Raw genomic sequence first — 16,720 nt, forward strand, 5'->3', positions numbered from 1 at the left:
GAAGGATATTAAGAAAAATAGGAGGCCCAGGAGAGCCAGTCTTCTATGCGTCATTGTGCATACCAGCACTTAACGAAATGACCTGGAGAGATCTCCACCTCTGGCGGCTCTTCATCGCATTTGTCGGTTGCTATCGGGCATCTGGGCTTAAACCTGCACCCCTTCGGTGGGTTCACTAGGCTGGGTGGCTCTCCAGGCGGGACTTCCCTGAACTTGAATCTGTTGTCGGGGTCTGGATCGGGAATGGCCTCAAGGAGCGCCTTCGTGTAGGGATGAGCTGGGTTCCTCAGGAGCTCCTTAGTGGGTGCCCTCTCAACCAAGTGACCTGCGTACATTATGAATATCTTGTCGGAGAAGTACCTAGTCGTAGAAAGGTCGTGCGTAATGTAGATAATGCTCATACCGTGCTTCTCCTGTATCTCCTCGAACAAGTTCAATATCTCCACCCTAACCGAAGCGTCAAGCATGGAGACAGGCTCATCAGCTATAACGAGCTTGGGATTCATGATTATGGCCCTAGCGATGGCCACCCTCTGCAACTGACCACCGCTCAGCATGTGGGGGTACTTGAAGGCAAATTCCTCTGGAGATAGCTGCACTTCCCTCAGGATATTGTAGACAATCTCCCTCCTCTTCTCTCTCGCGCCTACCTTGTTCACTATGAGGGGCTCCTCCAGTATCTTGAATATTGTGAAATGAGGCACCATCGATCCGAAGGGATTCTGCTGAACGAGACCGGTCTCCTTCCTGTACCACCTAAGCTCCTTCTCGGTGAGATGAGTAATGTCCTTTCCATCGAACTCTATCCTCCCACTGGTCGGATCGTAGAGTCTCAATATGGTCTTACCTAGGGTGGTCTTACCGCTCCCCGATTCACCCACAAGTGATATGGACTCTCCCCTATCTATCTCGAAGGTCACGTTCTCAACTGCCCTGACGTAGTAAGTCTTCCCGAAGATCCCCTTCTTCATGGGGAAGAACTTACTCAGATTCTCTACCTTAAGCAGCATTCACTCCTCACCCCTATATAGCCAGCATTTAACCCTATGCCCATCTAGGTTAAACATCGGAGGCTCCTCCTCGCATATCTCCATGGCTTTATCGCATCTCGGTCTGAACCTGCAGCCGACCGGTGGGTTCAGCAGGTTGGGCGGCGTTCCGGGGATAGAGATTATTTCCTTATCCTCCCTGAGGGTCGGAACGCTTCCCAGCAGCTTCTGCGTGTAGGGATGTAGGGGTTTGCCAAAGTAGGACTCGGAATCAGCCAACTCTATTATCTGCCCGGCGTACATGGTCGCCATCTTGTCGGCCAACTCGCTCGCGAGGGCTATGTCGTGCGTTATGAATATGTAGGTAAGATCCCTCTCCTTCTTCAACCTCTTGAGGAGGTTCATCACGTTTGCCTGGGTTATAACGTCCAACGCTGATGTGGGCTCGTCCAGTATCACTAGATCTGGGTCGGTAATGAGCGCCATGGCGATTACGATCCTCTGCCTCATTCCTCCACTGAGCTCGAAAGGATACCTGTCCACGAAGGCTTCAGCAATTCCCACCTGCTTGATCATCTTTCTGGCCTCGTTCAAAGCCTCCTTCTTATCCATGCCCATATGTATGACCAGCGGCTCCGCCACTTGTTCTCCGACCTTCAGAACTGGGTTGAGAGCGTTGAGGGCGCCTTGGAATACCATTGAGATCTTCCTCCACCTTACCTCCTTCCTGAACTGTTCCTCGCCCAGCTCCATGATGTTAGTACCGTTGAGGAAGACTTTTCCCTCGTAGACTTCCACATTCCGGGGAAGAAGCCTTATTATGGCCCTAGATAGGGAGCTCTTCCCACAGCCAGACTCTCCAACTATGGCTAGGGTCTCCCCTTTCTCTATCTCGAAGCTGACGTGGTCTACAGCCTTCACGGTTCCCTTACGGGTTCTGTAATACATGACCAGATCATCTACCTTAAGTAACGCCATGCCGTTCACCTCACATCTCCTTCAACTTCGGGTTCACTATCCTGTCCAGCGCTATACCTATGAGGGCGAAGGAGATCGCAGTGATTACGAGCATTAATGAAGGCATGAGCACCCAATGATAGTATCCCTTGTACAAAGCCCCCTCGCTGAACGCCTCCTCCACTATCCTGCCCCAAGTCACTATGTTCACATCGCTTAGTCCTAGGAAGGCTAGGGCAGCCTCCAAGAACACGTATCCTGGGACGGCAAGCACCAAGCTCGGGATCGTCGGGGGTATCAGCCTAGGCAGTATGTAGAGGAATATTATCCTCATGTTGCTAGCTCCGTAGGCCCTCGCGGCCTCGACGTATGGATAGCTCTTCAGCTGCATGACCCATACTCTATAAGTCTTCACGGATGTCCCGAATATACTCAGGATTATCAGGAGCAGAAGCAGCCTCCAGAGGTTCATTCCGTAGAGCAGCTGCACTAGGACGAGCATTGGAAGGAAGGGCAGTATCATGTATATCTCTGTCAATCTCTGTATCACCGCATCGACCTTACCTCCGTAGTACCCGCTGATGGCCGAAATTATGAGCTGTATGAAGGTGATTGAGAGAGAGGCCACAAGTCCGAATGCTAGGGCTATCGGTGCGCCCCACAACAGCCCCAAGTGCAAGGGCCTCCTCTTATCGTCCGTTCCCGCCAGTCCATAAACCTTCCCGTATACTATACCCTGCCATTCAACCTTATCCGTCTCGTTCTTCACCAAGACGTCCAGCCTCACGGTGTACGTTCCTTTCAAGATCCCTCCAGTTTTGAAATTTCTGAACAGTATATCCTCAAGGGTCAAGGATTTGTTTATCTTCTTGCCCAGCTCCTCCTCTATCTTCTCTTGGAGATCGGATACTAAGCGCAGGTTATTTGATAGGTATATGCTGGTGCCTCCTTTTCTAATTTTGTAGGTTCCTAGCGAGAGGTTTTCTCCGTCGGGCTTTATCCAAAGTATGCTGACCTTCGGGCGCAGCTTCTCGTAACTCGTGTTGAAGAAGAATATGATCTCCGATGGCGTATCATCGTAGCTGAATGAGAACTTCGAGATATACGTCCTCTTTATCCTAGTACCTTCCTTAGACACATTTACTGGCTTGCTCATGTTCACATAGATGTTTTCTGGGAGCTTCTTACCGGAGAAGAGATTCGTCCACTCAGGAGCCGCTGTCCTCGGGTACTTGAGCCACACCTGTTGATCATTCCAGAGTGCACCGCTTTGCGCGAAGGGCGTGAATAAAACGGCGTATATGGACAGGATTATCAGTCCAGCGAGTATTATGAGCCCTAGGATTGCGCTTTTATAAGATAAGAGCTCCTTGATCACTCCCTTAAGGGATAGCTCCTCAGACACGACGCTCATAGTGCCTCACCCATTCCAGCCTTTATTCTAGGATCAACCAACCCGTACAAGATGTCTAGGATGAACACTGTGGCGGCTATGAGGTAGCCGAACACCACCGTGATTCCCACTATCACCGGCACGTCCACGAGGTTAATGGCCTGGTAGTAGGTCAGGCCGAGCCCCGGCCAGTTGAAGACGGTCTCTGTAATTATGGCCCCGCTCCATGAGAACACGACGGCGAAGGCGAAAGTCGTTATTATTGGGGGCAGGGCGGGCCTGAGGATGTACCTCCTCTCTATCTGACCTGGCGGAAGTCCCTTCGCCTTGGCCACCTCCACGTAATCTTCGGTTGAATAGAGCAGGAAGAACGTCCTGTTACTGTATATCCCTATGAAGAAGCTGGAGACTATCCAAGAGAGTAGGGGAAGTATCATATGTTTTAGAACGCTCAGGACGTAGCCCACTGGATCCGGGGGTGGCGGGTAGTCCACCAAGCCTCCTGGGGGGAGCACGTGCAGCCATGTATAGAAGATCATGATCAGGAATATCCCGTAGAACCATCCAGGTATGGCGGAGGTTGGTGATAGGTAGATCACGAGCCTATCTAGGAATGAACCGAATTTCCTCGATAGGGACAGCCCCCCGAACAGGCCGATAAAGAAGTTGATTACCGTAGCGGTTGTGAATAGAAGTATGGTTTGAGGCAGCCTCTCTAGGATGATTACTTTGACGGAACGGGAGCCTGAATCGCTGGTCATCTTCTCTGCCCTGCCTAGGTCCAATGTTATTGCATCCCATAGATACCGGAAACTTCTTATGATGAATGGTTGATCTAAACCTTGCCGCTTTATCTCCACCTGTGCTAGCTTCTTGATAAGCGCGGTTTTCTCTGTGGGGGAGAGGTCTTTATACTGAGGGTTGTTCTGTACTGCTTGAGCCACCTGGAACTCTATCTCCTTCTTCTTGAGTTCATCTATGTATCCTCCAACGTTAGCGACTAGTATAGTGATGTAGGTAGCTATGAGGACTATTACGAATAGTATGAGCGCTCGCTTTACGAGTACCTTAACTACAGGCGGCACCTTCATCCTCTTCGCCGAGGGATGTCCTTCCGCATGAATATAAAAAAGTTGATCTAGGGCGCTAAGACATTCCCAAAAATAAAGAGAGGAGAGTTCAGAGCTTCTCGAATACGGCAGTTATCTCGTCCAGATCCACCTGCCCGTTGCCGTTCTTGTCCTCCCACTTGACTATGGCGAGTGCCTTATTGAGCTTGTGCTCCTTAACGAACAGCAGTGCGGCCTCGGTACCGAATCTCGTTATTCCAGCGACGTACAGGTTGTCTCCTATCAGGATGGCTATCCCATGGTCCATCTTGGCCCATCTGGCCTCATAGGTACCGGCGCCGGGCACTACCATCTTATTGCCCTCGAACTTGATGCCAGCCTCCTCGAAGGCCACCTTGGTGTGTATGTTGACCCTGGGACCTCCCACGACGAGGCTGACTCCCTCAGGACCGGACTTTATGTCAGCGGCCGGATAGTACTTCCAGACTATGCTCTTGTCGAATCCGAAGGCCACTATCTCGAACGGGTATATCATGAACTCGCTGAGGAACCTAGCGGGCTTCTCTATGGTGTACGGCAGGAGCCTCACCGCCTTCAAGAGTGCAGTGTGAGCGACGGCGTCTACCTTCTCGAGGTAGTACGGTCCATCACCGACCCAGAAGTGACCGTACTTCTCGTAGAACTCCTTGTAGAGCTTGTACCTCCTCTTCGCCTCGGCGGTGGTCACGTACTTCTCCATGAAGTTCTTGAACGGTATGTATCCCTCATCGTAAGCCTCGTTCAAATACTTCTCGAGTATCTTCAGGCTCGGTCCGGCTATGTAGTTCATCCACTCTACGTCGAGCTTGTCGGCCTTGGAGGAGGAGAACGCGGCCTCTCTATTCTTCTCAGCGAGCATACCGATAGCTATCGTGTGCCAAGGCATGTCGGGCCACAGGGTGTAGTCGGCGGCGATTATCTCGGCATCCAGCTGCACCTCATTCACGTAGTACTCTATCTTGAGAGGCTCGAGGCCCACTATCCTCCATGCAACGAAGTTCTCCCTGTACACCTCGAAGTTGGGCACGGACGACTCGTCGTACCACGGGCTCTTGGGATCGGCCCTTTCGAACTGTAGGATCCAAGGTATTATGAAATCAGCGAGGGTCCTCTTGGTACCGTCGTGGTATACCGTCCTGTTCAGCACATCTCCATAGTCCACGATGAACTTCACATTGGCCGTAGTGACGCCAGCATCCTTAGCAGTGACGATCTTCTGGTTCTCGACATCCCATCCGTACCAGGCATCAGGAGGCACGGTCACCTCGTCCACAAACGTCAGGTTGAACCAATCCTTGGTCTCCTCGTTAGCGGAGGTTAGCAGACCTTTCTTAGCCCACATCTGGACGGTCTTGACGTTTATCGGTATCGGAAGTCCGGTCTTCGGGTGCAGTGAGAACGCAGCCTCGGTCACACCGTAATCGTAGAGCATAGTATCATATATTGCGTCGGACGGGGCTATGGGATTCCAAGGATCGGATATAACCTCAGCGCTAGCTATCCTAGCGGTACCGCCCATTTTCTCGTCTCTGTTCATCGTCAGAGCCCATATGGGAGTCGGGTAACCTCCAGCGTAGTCGGCTATGAGGAAGAGGCCCTTTCTCCTCACCCAGACGGCGGTCTGGTCTACGAGCCATACCCTCACAGAGTCCTTGAGTGAGAGCTCGATGGCATTCCTCATGAGTTCGTTTCTCTCCTCCATGCTCTTGAACTGCCTGTAGGCGAGCTTCTTGGCAACGTCGTAGAACTCAGGAGCGGGCTTGTAGGCGTCCCAGAGCGGGAACCCAGGCAGACCCTCGGGCGTGTAGAAGAACAGGAAGTTGTCAGAGTCGTCCCTGGTAACAGCGGTGGTTATCCATCCGCCGGTGTAGAGGTCCCACTGGCCCTCAGCAGGATCACCCCATATCCAATACCTAGCGGCCTCCCTGAAGGTCATGTACATCCTTTCAACAGTGAAACCGAGCTTCTCCAGCTGGGTCGATACGTAATCTCCTATGGGCTTCCTAGCGTCCTCTACCCTTATTATGAACTTGATCTTAACAGGCTCCCCGTTGTAGTACCACTTATCACCAACTAAGGTCGCTCCAAGCTTCCTCATCTCAGCATCTATTATGGCCTTGCCCTTCTCAAAGTCGTAGGAGTACATGTCTTCTATCTCATCGAGTACATCTATGTATCTCTGGCCCTCGGGCAGCGCCTTCACCAAACAAGTAAACTTGGGCACCGCTAACCCGCCCATTATCTCATTTACTATGTAATCCCTATCTATGACGTAGTTGATGGCCTCCCTTATCCTAGGAACGCTAAAGGGGTTAAGCCTCCCGTCTTTGTAGGTGGGGCCGACCGGATTGAAAGTGAGCTCGTAGTACAAACCATAAGAGAAGTCGTACTCTAGCTGTGGAGATTCCTTGATCTTCTTGAAGGCCACTGGGTCAGAGATGTCTATGAAGTAAGCATCCATATCTCCCTTTATGAGCATGTCAAGAGCCTTGTCCCTGCTTGGCTCGGAGAAGAAAACCACTTGGTCGAACCATCCGTACTTGTTAAAGGGGAGCTTCTCCTCAGGTTCAGCCAGCAAAGGCGAAGCCGATGGTAGGAGTAGAAGTGCCACCATTAGTGCGAAGATCGCTACACTAACACCATTCATTCCATTCCGCATAGACTCACCCCATTGTAGGGCTGTCTGTATGCTCCTCCCCCCATTATTAAATATAAACGTTGTAGTGTGAGAAAAGAGGGGTCAAGAAATACATTTCTCCAAAAAAAGACTAGATGGCATACTCTTATATTGCCTCAACCTACTTCAATCGTTCAACATATTGGCTCGCTCGTCTAGTCAATGGTCTTCTGACTTGGCATGATCAAAACGACATTATAACCCCGTTTATAACCGGTATTTACCGGGAGGAACGGGAGAACCCACAGTCCTCCCAGCTTAGATCCCTTACGCCTCGATCAGCGCTAAAAGTTTGCTTAGGGTAATTTTTTTAACAAATAGGATCGAATGTCGTAGGGTGGTGCCATGGATGTACCTAGGATAGTCGTCACTCCCCCAGGCCCAAAGGCTAGGGAGATTTTGGAGAGGGATTCCAAGGTGATATCCCCCTCCTATGTGCGGTTCTACCCCCTTGTTGTGGAGAGAGGTGAAGGATCTCTCCTCTACGACGTGGATGGCAATGTGTACATAGACCTCAACTCGGGTCTGGGAGTAATGAATGTAGGACACGCCCATCCTGAGGTGGTCAAGGCCATAAAAAGGCAGGCGGAGAAGCTCCTCCACTACTCGAACACTGACTTCTACTACGAGGAATCTGTAAAATTTGCCGAGAAACTAGTCTCTATTGCCCCCGGTAACTTTGGAAAGAAGGTTTTCTTCTCTAACAGCGGAACAGAGTCGGTCGAGGCGGCAATAAAGCTAGCTAGATGGAGGACCAAGAGGCAGTACATAATCGGATTCATTGGCTCATTCCACGGAAGGACTTACGGATCTCTCAGCATAACCTCGAGCAAGCCGGTGCAGAGAGCCGGTTTTTCCCCATTAGTCCCAGGGATAGTGCATGTCCCGTACCCTTACTCCTATAGATGTCCGTTTGGAGCATCACCCGACGATCCGGAGGAGTGTGCCAACAGAACAATAGCCTTCATAGAGGATTGGGTCTTCGGGAAGTTCGTCCCGCCCGAGGAGGTGGCCGCTTTCATATTCGAACCAATTCAAGGTGAGGGAGGTTATATCGTTCCTCCAGAAAACTTCATTCCCCAGCTGAGGAAGCTCGCTGATGAGCATGGGATACTGCTGATAGATGACGAGGTTCAGGCCGGAATGGGCAGGACTGGGAAGTGGTGGGCCATCCAGCACTTCGGAGTTGATCCCGACATCCTTACCAGTGCTAAGGCCTTGGGTGGTGGGCTCCCAATAGGGGCCACGATAGCGAGGGAGGAGGTGATGACATGGCCCGGAGGATCCCACGCCTCCACATTCGGAGGTAACCCAGTATCCTGCGCCTCCGGCTTAGCCACAATAAATGTGATAGAGAGAGAAAAGCTGGTGGAAAGGGCCGCAGTACTGGGTAAGAAGGTGATGACGCTGCTTAACGAGTGGAAGGAGAAGTACGAGATAGTTGGCGATGTGAGAGGCAAGGGCCTCATGATAGGGATTGAGATAGTGGAGGACAAAGCCAGCAGGAAGAAGGCCCCGGACTTGGCTCACGAGATAATGATGAGGGCTTGGAAATCGGGTGTGGCGATAATAACGGCAGGGGTGAACGCTCTCAGGGTATTCCCACCGCTGAACATAGAGGAGGAGTACCTGTTCAGAGCCTTGGAGATAGTAGAGGACAAGATAAAGGAGATCTCTTAATTACCTTATGCCCTTTATTCCCTTTCTCCTTCCCTCCCTTCATTCTCCACTGGATCCTTGGAGCAGTTTATTGACTACATTCCTGAGCTCTCCCTTCTCTCTGGGGATATCGTATTCCATGCACATCAGATCAGCGGCTTCCGCGTACTTTCCTTGGATCCTCATGCCCGACTTGCAGTAGATCCTCTTCTTCCTAGCTTGGTAGCATATCTCACAGATGAGGATGGAAAGGTCCTTCTTCGTGAGGTCCTTGTTTATCAGCCCAGTAGCTATCCTGTTGACTATCCTCATGATCTCCTTGTCATTCCTCAGATCTATTATGTTGCCCCTTGCCCCCCTCAGGTACTGGCTTATGGCCGCTTGGGTAACCCCAAGCATCTTAGCCACGTCTATCTGTCTGAGCTTGTACTTAGTTATGAGTTCCTTGGCTACGAGGGCCCTTACAGACGGAATGAGCGTCTTAACCACGAGTTCGCACGGCTGTATCGTTCTCTATCACCTACTATAACATATGTTTTCGTTATATATAACGGTATGCGTTCGGTAAAACGGGACCTTTTGCTATTTATACCTCACGTCATAAAAAAGATTAGGATGAGGAAACGATCACCTTATTATTCTTCTCGAGATCCCTCACCATTTGGGGCATTACCGCCCAAGTGCTATGAACGACTACCTCTCCCCATCCCGATCCAATCAATTCCCTCGACAGACTGAACATGAGCAGTTTGTCGAAATCGCTCTCGTTAGAGAGGGCCCTCTCATCACTGAGCAGCTTAATCATTGTCGCTGCCACTAGGGAATCCTCCAGCCTCTCAGCGAGCTTGCCTTTACCCTTGGGATCTGCTGGAAGCCTAGCATTCCTGACGAGCTCCCTATCTATCTCCCTCACGACCTCGCTAGCAATTAGGGACAATTTAGCCTCCGTTTCCTTGAGAGCGAGCCTTTCCTCATCTATGGGCAACTCCTTAGCAACTACTTCGGCTTCTCTGTCTAAAAGTTCTTGGATCTCAGCTCTCCTGATGTCTATATAGTCCAATGCCTCCAGCTTGACCTCGTTGAATGTCCTCCACCTCAGGAGGTTCACCGGCTCCTCCGGCACTATCTCATTCGGATCATATCTGACCTCCTCCGTGGAGAGCATCGCATCCAAGATCTCATCCAGATCAAAGAATACGCTGGCCTCCCTTACAGCGGCTGCGGGATCGTCCGCGGCGTGTATGATGTTGAGCACCCTGTTGGTACCCTTCAGGTCATACCTCAGGTTCCCCGGTTTACCAGCATCCGGAGTTGTCGGGCCGATTATGTCCCTCAGCTTGGCGCTCAGGTGCTCGAACTCCCCGGGGTCCCCAATTAGGATCATCGGGATCACCGGGGCCTGGCTGAATACCTTGGGCATAATCCACCAAGAATCGAAGTACTTCTGCTTCACGAACATGTAGAGCTCATCTATGAGGGTCTCGTCCATCTCGGTGACCTTCATTGCTACGGGAATAAGTCCGGATTCTTTCAGCCTGCTTATGACCTCTGGAGCGAGGCCTCGCACGAACGCATCAGGCTTCACCATGGCGAAGGTCATCTTGGGTAGCGAGGAGATGTGCTCCTCGTCGGCCTCGGAGGTGAACTTATCCTTGAGCTCCGCGAAGACGGGCCTCTCGACCTCGTCTTCCCTTTCGAAGTAGCTTAGTGGATCCATTAGATCACCCCTTGACCTTGAAGATGGCCACCTCGACATACCCTTTATTCTTACCCACGTGAACCAAGTCGAAGTAGTTCAGCTTGGCTCCACCTATCGCGTTGAGGGCCATCTTGTATAAAGTGGTATTCAGCGTGTAATCCGTAGGAAGAGAGCGCCCCGTGGTTTTATCGTAGATGAAGAACTTCTGGAGGTCTTGAGCGAACCACTTCCTAGCCTCATCAGGTCTGTAGGGGCTGTGTTGGAACTCTCCAGCTATCCAAGCCATGGCTACCCACTTACCACCTCCCGAGAACTGTCCCACCTCTCTGGGCACATCAACGACGACGTAGGTGGCGTTGAATCTGCTTGCTAGGTCTAACATCCTCTCCTCGGGACCTATAAAGGCCTTGGCCACGAGCCTTATCTGGGTGGAGTTTATGGTGAGCCCGTCAACAATCGTTATCTTCCCCGCTCCGGTCTGCATCCAGTAACCGTAGTCCCACCAGGAGATTACGACCTCATCGGGCTTTGTATTATGCTTTAACCACTCCAACGCATCCTTCCATCCCTCAGTGAAGCCGAGCGGGTACTCCATGGCCTCTTGGAAGGTGAGGACGTACTCGGAGTGTCCAGCCCCGTAATTCCTTATGTGACCTTGGAAGGCGACTGGAAGCACCACCAAGAGGATCATTATCGTGATGGGAACCTTCATCATCACCAGCTTCTTGGATATGGGGAGACTACCGCCTCTCTTCTTCTTAGCCCTCTCTAGGGATCTCACCTTCTTCATGTAAGGCTCCGAGAACACCACTATCCTGTAAGCGAAGAAACCCGACACGAGCGCCACGAATGGCGCGGCTAAGGGGGGCAGCCTCACTATACTTGTGGCGAAGTAGAGGGATATCAGGGTCATGAGGCTTATCATGAGCTCGTCGTCGTTCCTCCATCCCTCCACCAGAAGGAAGAAGAGGCCCAGCACTCCAGGTATTAGGAGCGTGGTCAGGGTCTCCACAGTCGCTCCAGCACCATGCTCAGCCACGGTTTCGACGACATTTCCCTGTGGAAGCTTTACTGAGGGGAATAGAACCCTCATCAGCCTGCCCGTAAGGGGCTGGTATATGCCCAAGGCGAAGAACGCAACGAGCAGGATCAGCCCGACCCCAACGGATACAATCCTCCTCCGCTCGCTCAGGGCCCTCACGTTGATCTTTGGGAGGGAGATGTAGACTAGAGCCGCCAGTAAAGAGGCCCAGACGAGCGTGCTCTCCACGCTTATGTAGAGCTTCCTGTAAGCTTGGTTGGAGAGGAATCCGAAGCTGGCCAGTAACACATAGAGGGGGGGCAACCCCAATGCCAGACCCTCACGCCAGTCCAGCCTATTCAGTAAGAGGAGGATCATGAGGAGCAATGCGTAGCCGTCGTAGAGCGCCTTGAATCCCGCCCATACCCCTGCTGAGTAAACTAGGAAGAGACCGCTAAGTCCGGAGTAAGCCAGCACCTTCCATTCCTCCTCACTCCCCATGGCCTTTATCGTGAAGTACATGGAGGTCATGAGCAGGGGAATGGCGAATTGCTCGTGCCTGTACCATCCTGCTAGGGACCTGTTTATGTAGGCCCAAGATAGGGAGATGGCAAATGCAGACGTTACGGCCGCCGACCTACCCCACAGCTCCTTAGCCAGCAGGTAGACTGGTATGACCACCAGCGGAGCGAATACCACTGGAATGTACACCACAACAGTGTAAAGGTCGTTGAAACCGAAGAGAGATGCGATCTTGTAGATCGTGGCACCAGTGTAGTAGTGAAGTATGGGCAGCACCTCGCTAGGATTATAGCTCCAGGGATGCCAAGCTAGGGGATCGAAGGTCGGCAGGTGCCCCGTCTTCACTAGGTACTCCGTTATCCTGTAGTGCAGCAACGGGTCGTCAGCGGTTAGGTGGGCCCCGTACTTGAAGGTGGGGAGGACCCTTATGAAAGCGCCTATGATGTAAGTGACTGCTATGACGAGAACATCGACCAACCCACCCTTCACGCCATCATCGGGCAAATTAGCTTCACCTTCGGGGATGCCTGACCCCCTCTTATAAAAATTGATCGAGCGCCCGCGGCATCAATGTTATAAGATTGGACCGAGATGAGGCCCAATGGTGAGATCGGAACCGCCCTTAAACCCGAAACTAGCGCTGGCCGTGGGTATAGCGGCAGTATCCACTGCGAGCATACTGATAAGGTTCAGCGACAGTAACCCCCTAATCATAGCAGGTTACAGGATGGCCTTCGCCTCCCTCCTCATGTTAATCCTCTCTGCAAGCTCCCTAAAACAACTAAGAGGTCTCTCCAGCACGGAAAAAGGGATCCTCCTCTTATCCGGGGTGAGCTTGGCGGCGCACTTTGGTACATGGACGGCCAGCTTGAAGTATACCTCTATAGCTGCAAGCACGGTCATAGTGGACTCTTCACCCATATTCGTGGTCCTCCTCTCCTATCTGGCGTTAGGTGAGAGGGTAAACTCTAAGGAGGCGGCGGGCATAGCGATATCCTTTCTGGGTGCATCGACAATCGCGATGGGCCACATAGATAAGGGGTCCAATCTATTCGGAGATTTCCTCGCACTGATAGGATCTATATCCCTAGCAGCATATTTAGTGGCTGGGAGGAGGTTGAGGGGGAGGCTCGATCTCGCGCCGTACACGGCATCGGTTTACGGGATATCTGGTATTTCGCTCCTCCTAACAGCTGGAGCTTTCTGCATCCCCCTCTCTGGCTATCCTCTAAAGGAGTGGGCGATATTCCTAGCGCTGGCTCTCATCCCTAGCGGATTAGGGCATAACTCCTACAACTACGCCCTAAAGTACCTGAAGGCCTCCATCGTCAGCGTATCCATACTAGGGGAGCCTATTGGCGCATCCATCTTGGCTGCAATCCTGCTGGGTGAGTTACCCCGTGTCACGACGGTTATTGGGGGCGCCCTAGTTTTAGGTGGGATCTATACAGCCGTCACCTCACAGCGAGGTGCTCCTGATGGGAAGTGTTAGGGAAGTAGTTATCCTAGCCGGGGGGAGGAGCACCAGATTCGGGAGGGATAAACTGACCTACAAAATCGACGGTAAAGAGATAATAGTTATGGTGGCTGAAGCAGCTCGGGAAATAACGGAGAAAGTCATTCTCTCGGTTAGAAGTGATGAGGATGGCGAGAGACTCTCCAAATTGACTGGGTTGGACTACAGGGTTGATGAACCGCTACCCTGCACGGGCCCCATCCGGGGAGTGCTCTCCTCGGTCAAAGAGGAGTACACTCTGCTGCTCCCTGCTGACCTGCCTTGGGTGGATGGTGATGTGTTGAAGTCCTTTCTGGGGATATGCAGGAGCTCCTCAGTCCATATCTGTGGTCTCCTGTGGTCCGCTAAGGGAAGGTACTTGGATCCGATGATCGCTCACATCCGCTCCTTGGAACCGCTGATCCATGTAAGGAGGGCCTGTCCTCTGAAGAACGTGAGAGTGACCGATATCCATAGGGCCGCTTCCTCCCTCCTGATGATCTCAGCTGGTCTTCTGGATGACCCTTGGAGGCTCTTAGATGTAGACAGACCCGAAGATCTCACAAGAAGGGAGGGAAAATGGGAAAAAGAACTCCTATACATCGCTCCCAGAACCTTGGGAGACCCCTACAGGAGGGCCATCGAGGAACTAGAGAGAGGGTCCCTCAGCCGAGCCCGTGAGATGTTTAATTTGGAGCTGCTCGTGTTTCAAGATGTGGAAAACATCCGCGATCATGTGAGCAGGGACCTGAGATCACTGGGTGGGAAGGATGGAGGTAGTGATAGATAAGAACGAGACCTTAGAGCCGGTTGGGAGGTACGACAGGGTCGAGTGCCGTGGGTCAGCTAGGATAAAGGGGACCTTAGAAGCCACCGAGGTCATGTGCAAGGGAAAGCTTGAGGCTGAGGAGTTGTATGCGGTAAGGGTGGAGGCCAAGGGTCTGAAATGCAGGAAAATCAAGGCAGAAGAGATAATCACGGACTTCCTAGATGCAGGAACGGTGGAAGTAGAAAAGGCGTACATCCGCGGTTCTGCTAGGGTTAACAGCTCCATCAAGGCGGTTGAGATGAGAGTGGAGGGTTCCCTATCCTGCGCCGCACTAGAGGTGGAGGAGGCAAGGATCTCAGGCAGTCTCAGAGCCCTGAAAGTAGATGTCAGGCATCTGGAGGTAAAAGGATCCCTTGAGGTAGAAGAGGGGCATATAGATCGAGTCTCAGTCGGAGGATCAGCCAAGCTAGGAAGCTGCAAGATACTAGGAATCAGGGTGGGAGGAACCCTAAGAGTAACTGGCAACACTGACATCGGGGAAGCGGAAACGGGAATGGCTGAGGTGACTGGGCGCTTAACTGGAGGTCTACTGAAAGTAGATGAGGTGCTGAAGGTAAAGGGTGATGTTAGAGTAAGGAACTTGAAGGTAAGGGGGGCTCTTAAAGTATCGGGATCACTTTCCGCGGAGGAGGCTCACGTATCCGGGAAGGGTAAGGGTAGATTGGCGGGTGGAAGGGTCACAGTGGTTGGGGAGGCCACCGAGGTTGAGGGAGAGGAGATCCAACTGATAAACGCCAGAGTCTCGAAGGTGGTCGGAAAGAGGGTGAGGGTAAGGGATTCCCGCGTTGGAGTCGTTAATGCAGTGGAGGTCGAAGTGATGGGAAGGTCTAGGGTATCACAAATAGCGGCGGAGAGGGTTTACGTGGCTAGCGGGATGGTAGAAAAGGTGTACTACACGGAGAAGTTATTTGTATCACCGGAAGCCCAAGTGAAGTGGGAAAAGAAGGTGGCTAGCTTGTGATCACCCGAGCTTCTCTACCGCCTCCTTTAGATTCTTGACAGCCTCCTCTAACAGGCTTGATGCCTTCATCAGAAGCTCCTTGGCTTCATCCAGTCCCTTAACCTTCTTGAGGCCCAAGATTACACTTAGGGTATCGTCTATCTCCCTCTTCTCCAGCTTCTTGTAAGCCTCCAACACTATCTTGCCTGCCTCGGTCTCACCCTTAAGGTGCTTCTTTATGGTGGCCTCGGTCCTTCCAATATCCTCAGCTATTTCAGAAAGGGTCATTCCCGCCTTATCCCTCGCGAGGGCAGCGGCCGCGGTGGCTATGCTATCTATCCAAGTCAGCCTGTCCTTGGGATCTCTCAACTGCTCCACAAACTTCGGATCCGTGAGCACTTCGATCAGAGAAGAGATGAGCAGGCTGTACTCCAGCTTATGGATCTCCTCCTTGCCCATCGGCTTGAGCGGTATTCCCATCTCGGTCATGGTACCACCTCTAAGCAAAATATATTCAGTCTAATTTATAAATATTCCACTAAATAAATTCTATTAAAGCAGTCTCTCATAAAATAACCAGATATATCTGAAGCGGATATTAATCGTTCTTAATTTAGGAAAAAGCTAACTTAGAAAAAATCTTTTATTGGTATACTGCATTACACTAGCGGGGCAATGGCCCGCCTAATGAAAGAGGAAATCGTACTGAGAGGAGGAAAGGCCACAATAATCTGCGTGGACGAGAAGGAGAGTGGGAAATTCAGGATCTTGTACAGGAAAGACCGCTGGAGGGAAGATGAATGGGTGAGGATAGACTCAGAAGGAGGTGACTCCTACCTCCAAGTGAGGAGGAGGTTGGGTAAGCTGAAATGCGAGGACCTCAAGCAAGCGCTTGAGGAGATACTTGATAAAGTGGAGGAGCTGGGGGGATTTGGCAGTGAGGAGTTCGGGGAGAATGAGGACTAAAAGGAAGGTGGAGGAAGATCTGTCTGAGGCCCCTTTATCCAAGCTATTAAGCGAGATCAGGAAGTTCGAGGAAAAGTACGGGAAGAGCTTCCAGGAATTCATTTCCTCGTTGAGGGAGGATAGAGCGAGCATGGAGGAACTGGCCGACGGGTTCTTATGGGAGCAGTACGTGAGCGAGATCCTCAGGAGATCCTCCCTGGGAAGGCTTGAACTGAGCGTTGAGGACGCCAAGAAGCTCACCGAGATCTTCACTCCAGCTAGATTGGAGATAATGGGCTACCTAGCCAAGAAGAAGGAGGCCACGGTGTCGGAGATAGCTCGCTCCCTGAGGAGACCTGTTGGTTCAGTGTCCGAGATGTTGAAGATCCTCGAGTCCAAGGGACTGGTGAAGTCGGAGAGGAGGGGAAAGAGGAAGGTCTATAGCCTGCTGGTGAGGGAGATCTTACTCAGAATGGGATAGGTGC

The 16,720-nt window shown here is 51.8% G+C and carries 15 protein-coding genes; 6 read left to right on the forward strand and 9 right to left on the reverse strand.

What is annotated here, in order from left to right:
* Positions 1 to 50: 50 nt before the first annotated feature.
* From QI197_02000 to QI197_02020, 5 genes are all read right to left on the reverse strand, one after another.
* Complete coding sequence (locus tag QI197_02000; protein MDK2372131.1) at positions 51 to 1,010, reverse strand: ABC transporter ATP-binding protein; 960 nt, start codon at positions 1,008 to 1,010, stop codon at positions 51 to 53.
* Positions 1,011 to 1,967 (reverse strand): ABC transporter ATP-binding protein, encoded by a 957-nt coding sequence (locus tag QI197_02005; GenBank protein MDK2372132.1) that lies wholly within the window; start codon positions 1,965 to 1,967, stop codon positions 1,011 to 1,013.
* Positions 1,968 to 1,977: 10 nt separating this feature from the next.
* Positions 1,978 to 3,360 (reverse strand): ABC transporter permease, encoded by a 1,383-nt coding sequence (locus QI197_02010; GenBank protein ID MDK2372133.1) that lies wholly within the window; start codon positions 3,358 to 3,360, stop codon positions 1,978 to 1,980.
* Entirely contained in the window at positions 3,357 to 4,430 is a 1,074-nt protein-coding gene (locus QI197_02015) for an ABC transporter permease (GenBank protein MDK2372134.1), read from the reverse strand. The genes QI197_02010 and QI197_02015 overlap by 4 nt, the downstream gene beginning before the upstream one ends.
* 88 nt (positions 4,431 to 4,518) lie before the next feature.
* A complete protein-coding gene (locus QI197_02020) occupies positions 4,519 to 7,107 on the reverse strand; it encodes an ABC transporter substrate-binding protein (protein MDK2372135.1) in 2,589 nt (862 codons plus the stop codon).
* Positions 7,108 to 7,470: 363 nt separating this feature from the next.
* Here QI197_02020 and QI197_02025 point away from each other — a divergent pair, with 363 nt between their 5' ends.
* Positions 7,471 to 8,805, forward strand: coding sequence for an acetyl ornithine aminotransferase family protein (locus QI197_02025; protein MDK2372136.1), 1,335 nt, complete (start codon positions 7,471 to 7,473; stop codon positions 8,803 to 8,805).
* Between the two features lie 39 nt (positions 8,806 to 8,844).
* Here the strand turns inward: QI197_02025 and QI197_02030 are convergent, their stop codons facing one another.
* The 3 genes from QI197_02030 to QI197_02040 all read right to left on the reverse strand — a co-directional run bounded on the left by QI197_02030 (position 8,845) and on the right by QI197_02040 (position 12,530).
* Positions 8,845 to 9,273 carry a helix-turn-helix domain-containing protein gene (locus QI197_02030; GenBank protein MDK2372137.1) on the reverse strand — a complete coding sequence of 143 codons (429 nt, stop codon included), beginning with the start codon at positions 9,271 to 9,273 and terminating at the stop codon, positions 8,845 to 8,847.
* 121 nt (positions 9,274 to 9,394) lie between these two features.
* On the reverse strand, positions 9,395 to 10,501 hold the full coding sequence (locus QI197_02035) for a nucleoside-diphosphate kinase (GenBank protein MDK2372138.1): 1,107 nt from the start codon (positions 10,499 to 10,501) through the stop codon (positions 9,395 to 9,397).
* 4 nt (positions 10,502 to 10,505) lie between these two features.
* Positions 10,506 to 12,530: an STT3 domain-containing protein gene (locus tag QI197_02040; protein MDK2372139.1), complete on the reverse strand. Its 2,025-nt coding sequence runs from the start codon at positions 12,528 to 12,530 to the stop codon at positions 10,506 to 10,508.
* A gap of 97 nt (positions 12,531 to 12,627) precedes the next feature.
* Between QI197_02040 and QI197_02045 the strand changes: the two genes are divergently transcribed.
* Genes QI197_02045 through QI197_02055 form a run of 3 tightly spaced genes read left to right on the forward strand, consistent with a single transcriptional unit; the run spans position 12,628 to position 15,311 of the window.
* Entirely contained in the window at positions 12,628 to 13,518 is an 891-nt protein-coding gene (locus tag QI197_02045) for a DMT family transporter (protein ID MDK2372140.1), read from the forward strand.
* Positions 13,505 to 14,311 (forward strand): nucleotidyltransferase family protein, encoded by an 807-nt coding sequence (locus QI197_02050; GenBank protein MDK2372141.1) that lies wholly within the window; start codon positions 13,505 to 13,507, stop codon positions 14,309 to 14,311. The genes QI197_02045 and QI197_02050 overlap by 14 nt, the downstream gene beginning before the upstream one ends.
* On the forward strand, positions 14,292 to 15,311 hold the full coding sequence (locus QI197_02055) for a hypothetical protein (GenBank protein ID MDK2372142.1): 1,020 nt from the start codon (positions 14,292 to 14,294) through the stop codon (positions 15,309 to 15,311). Before QI197_02050 ends, QI197_02055 begins: the two co-directional genes overlap by 20 nt.
* On the opposite strand, the gene QI197_02060 is transcribed toward QI197_02055, so the two are convergent.
* Entirely contained in the window at positions 15,312 to 15,779 is a 468-nt protein-coding gene (locus QI197_02060; protein MDK2372143.1) for a hypothetical protein, read from the reverse strand.
* A gap of 198 nt (positions 15,780 to 15,977) precedes the next feature.
* Between QI197_02060 and QI197_02065 the strand changes: the two genes are divergently transcribed.
* Entirely contained in the window at positions 15,978 to 16,256 is a 279-nt protein-coding gene (locus QI197_02065; GenBank protein MDK2372144.1) for a hypothetical protein, read from the forward strand.
* Positions 16,246 to 16,716 (forward strand): ArsR family transcriptional regulator, encoded by a 471-nt coding sequence (locus QI197_02070; GenBank protein ID MDK2372145.1) that lies wholly within the window; start codon positions 16,246 to 16,248, stop codon positions 16,714 to 16,716. The genes QI197_02065 and QI197_02070 overlap by 11 nt, the downstream gene beginning before the upstream one ends.
* The last annotated feature ends 4 nt before the right edge of the window (positions 16,717 to 16,720 follow it).

The sequence above is a fragment of the Thermoproteota archaeon genome (assembly GCA_030130125.1).
Lineage (GTDB): Archaea > Korarchaeota > Korarchaeia > Korarchaeales > Korarchaeaceae > Korarchaeum.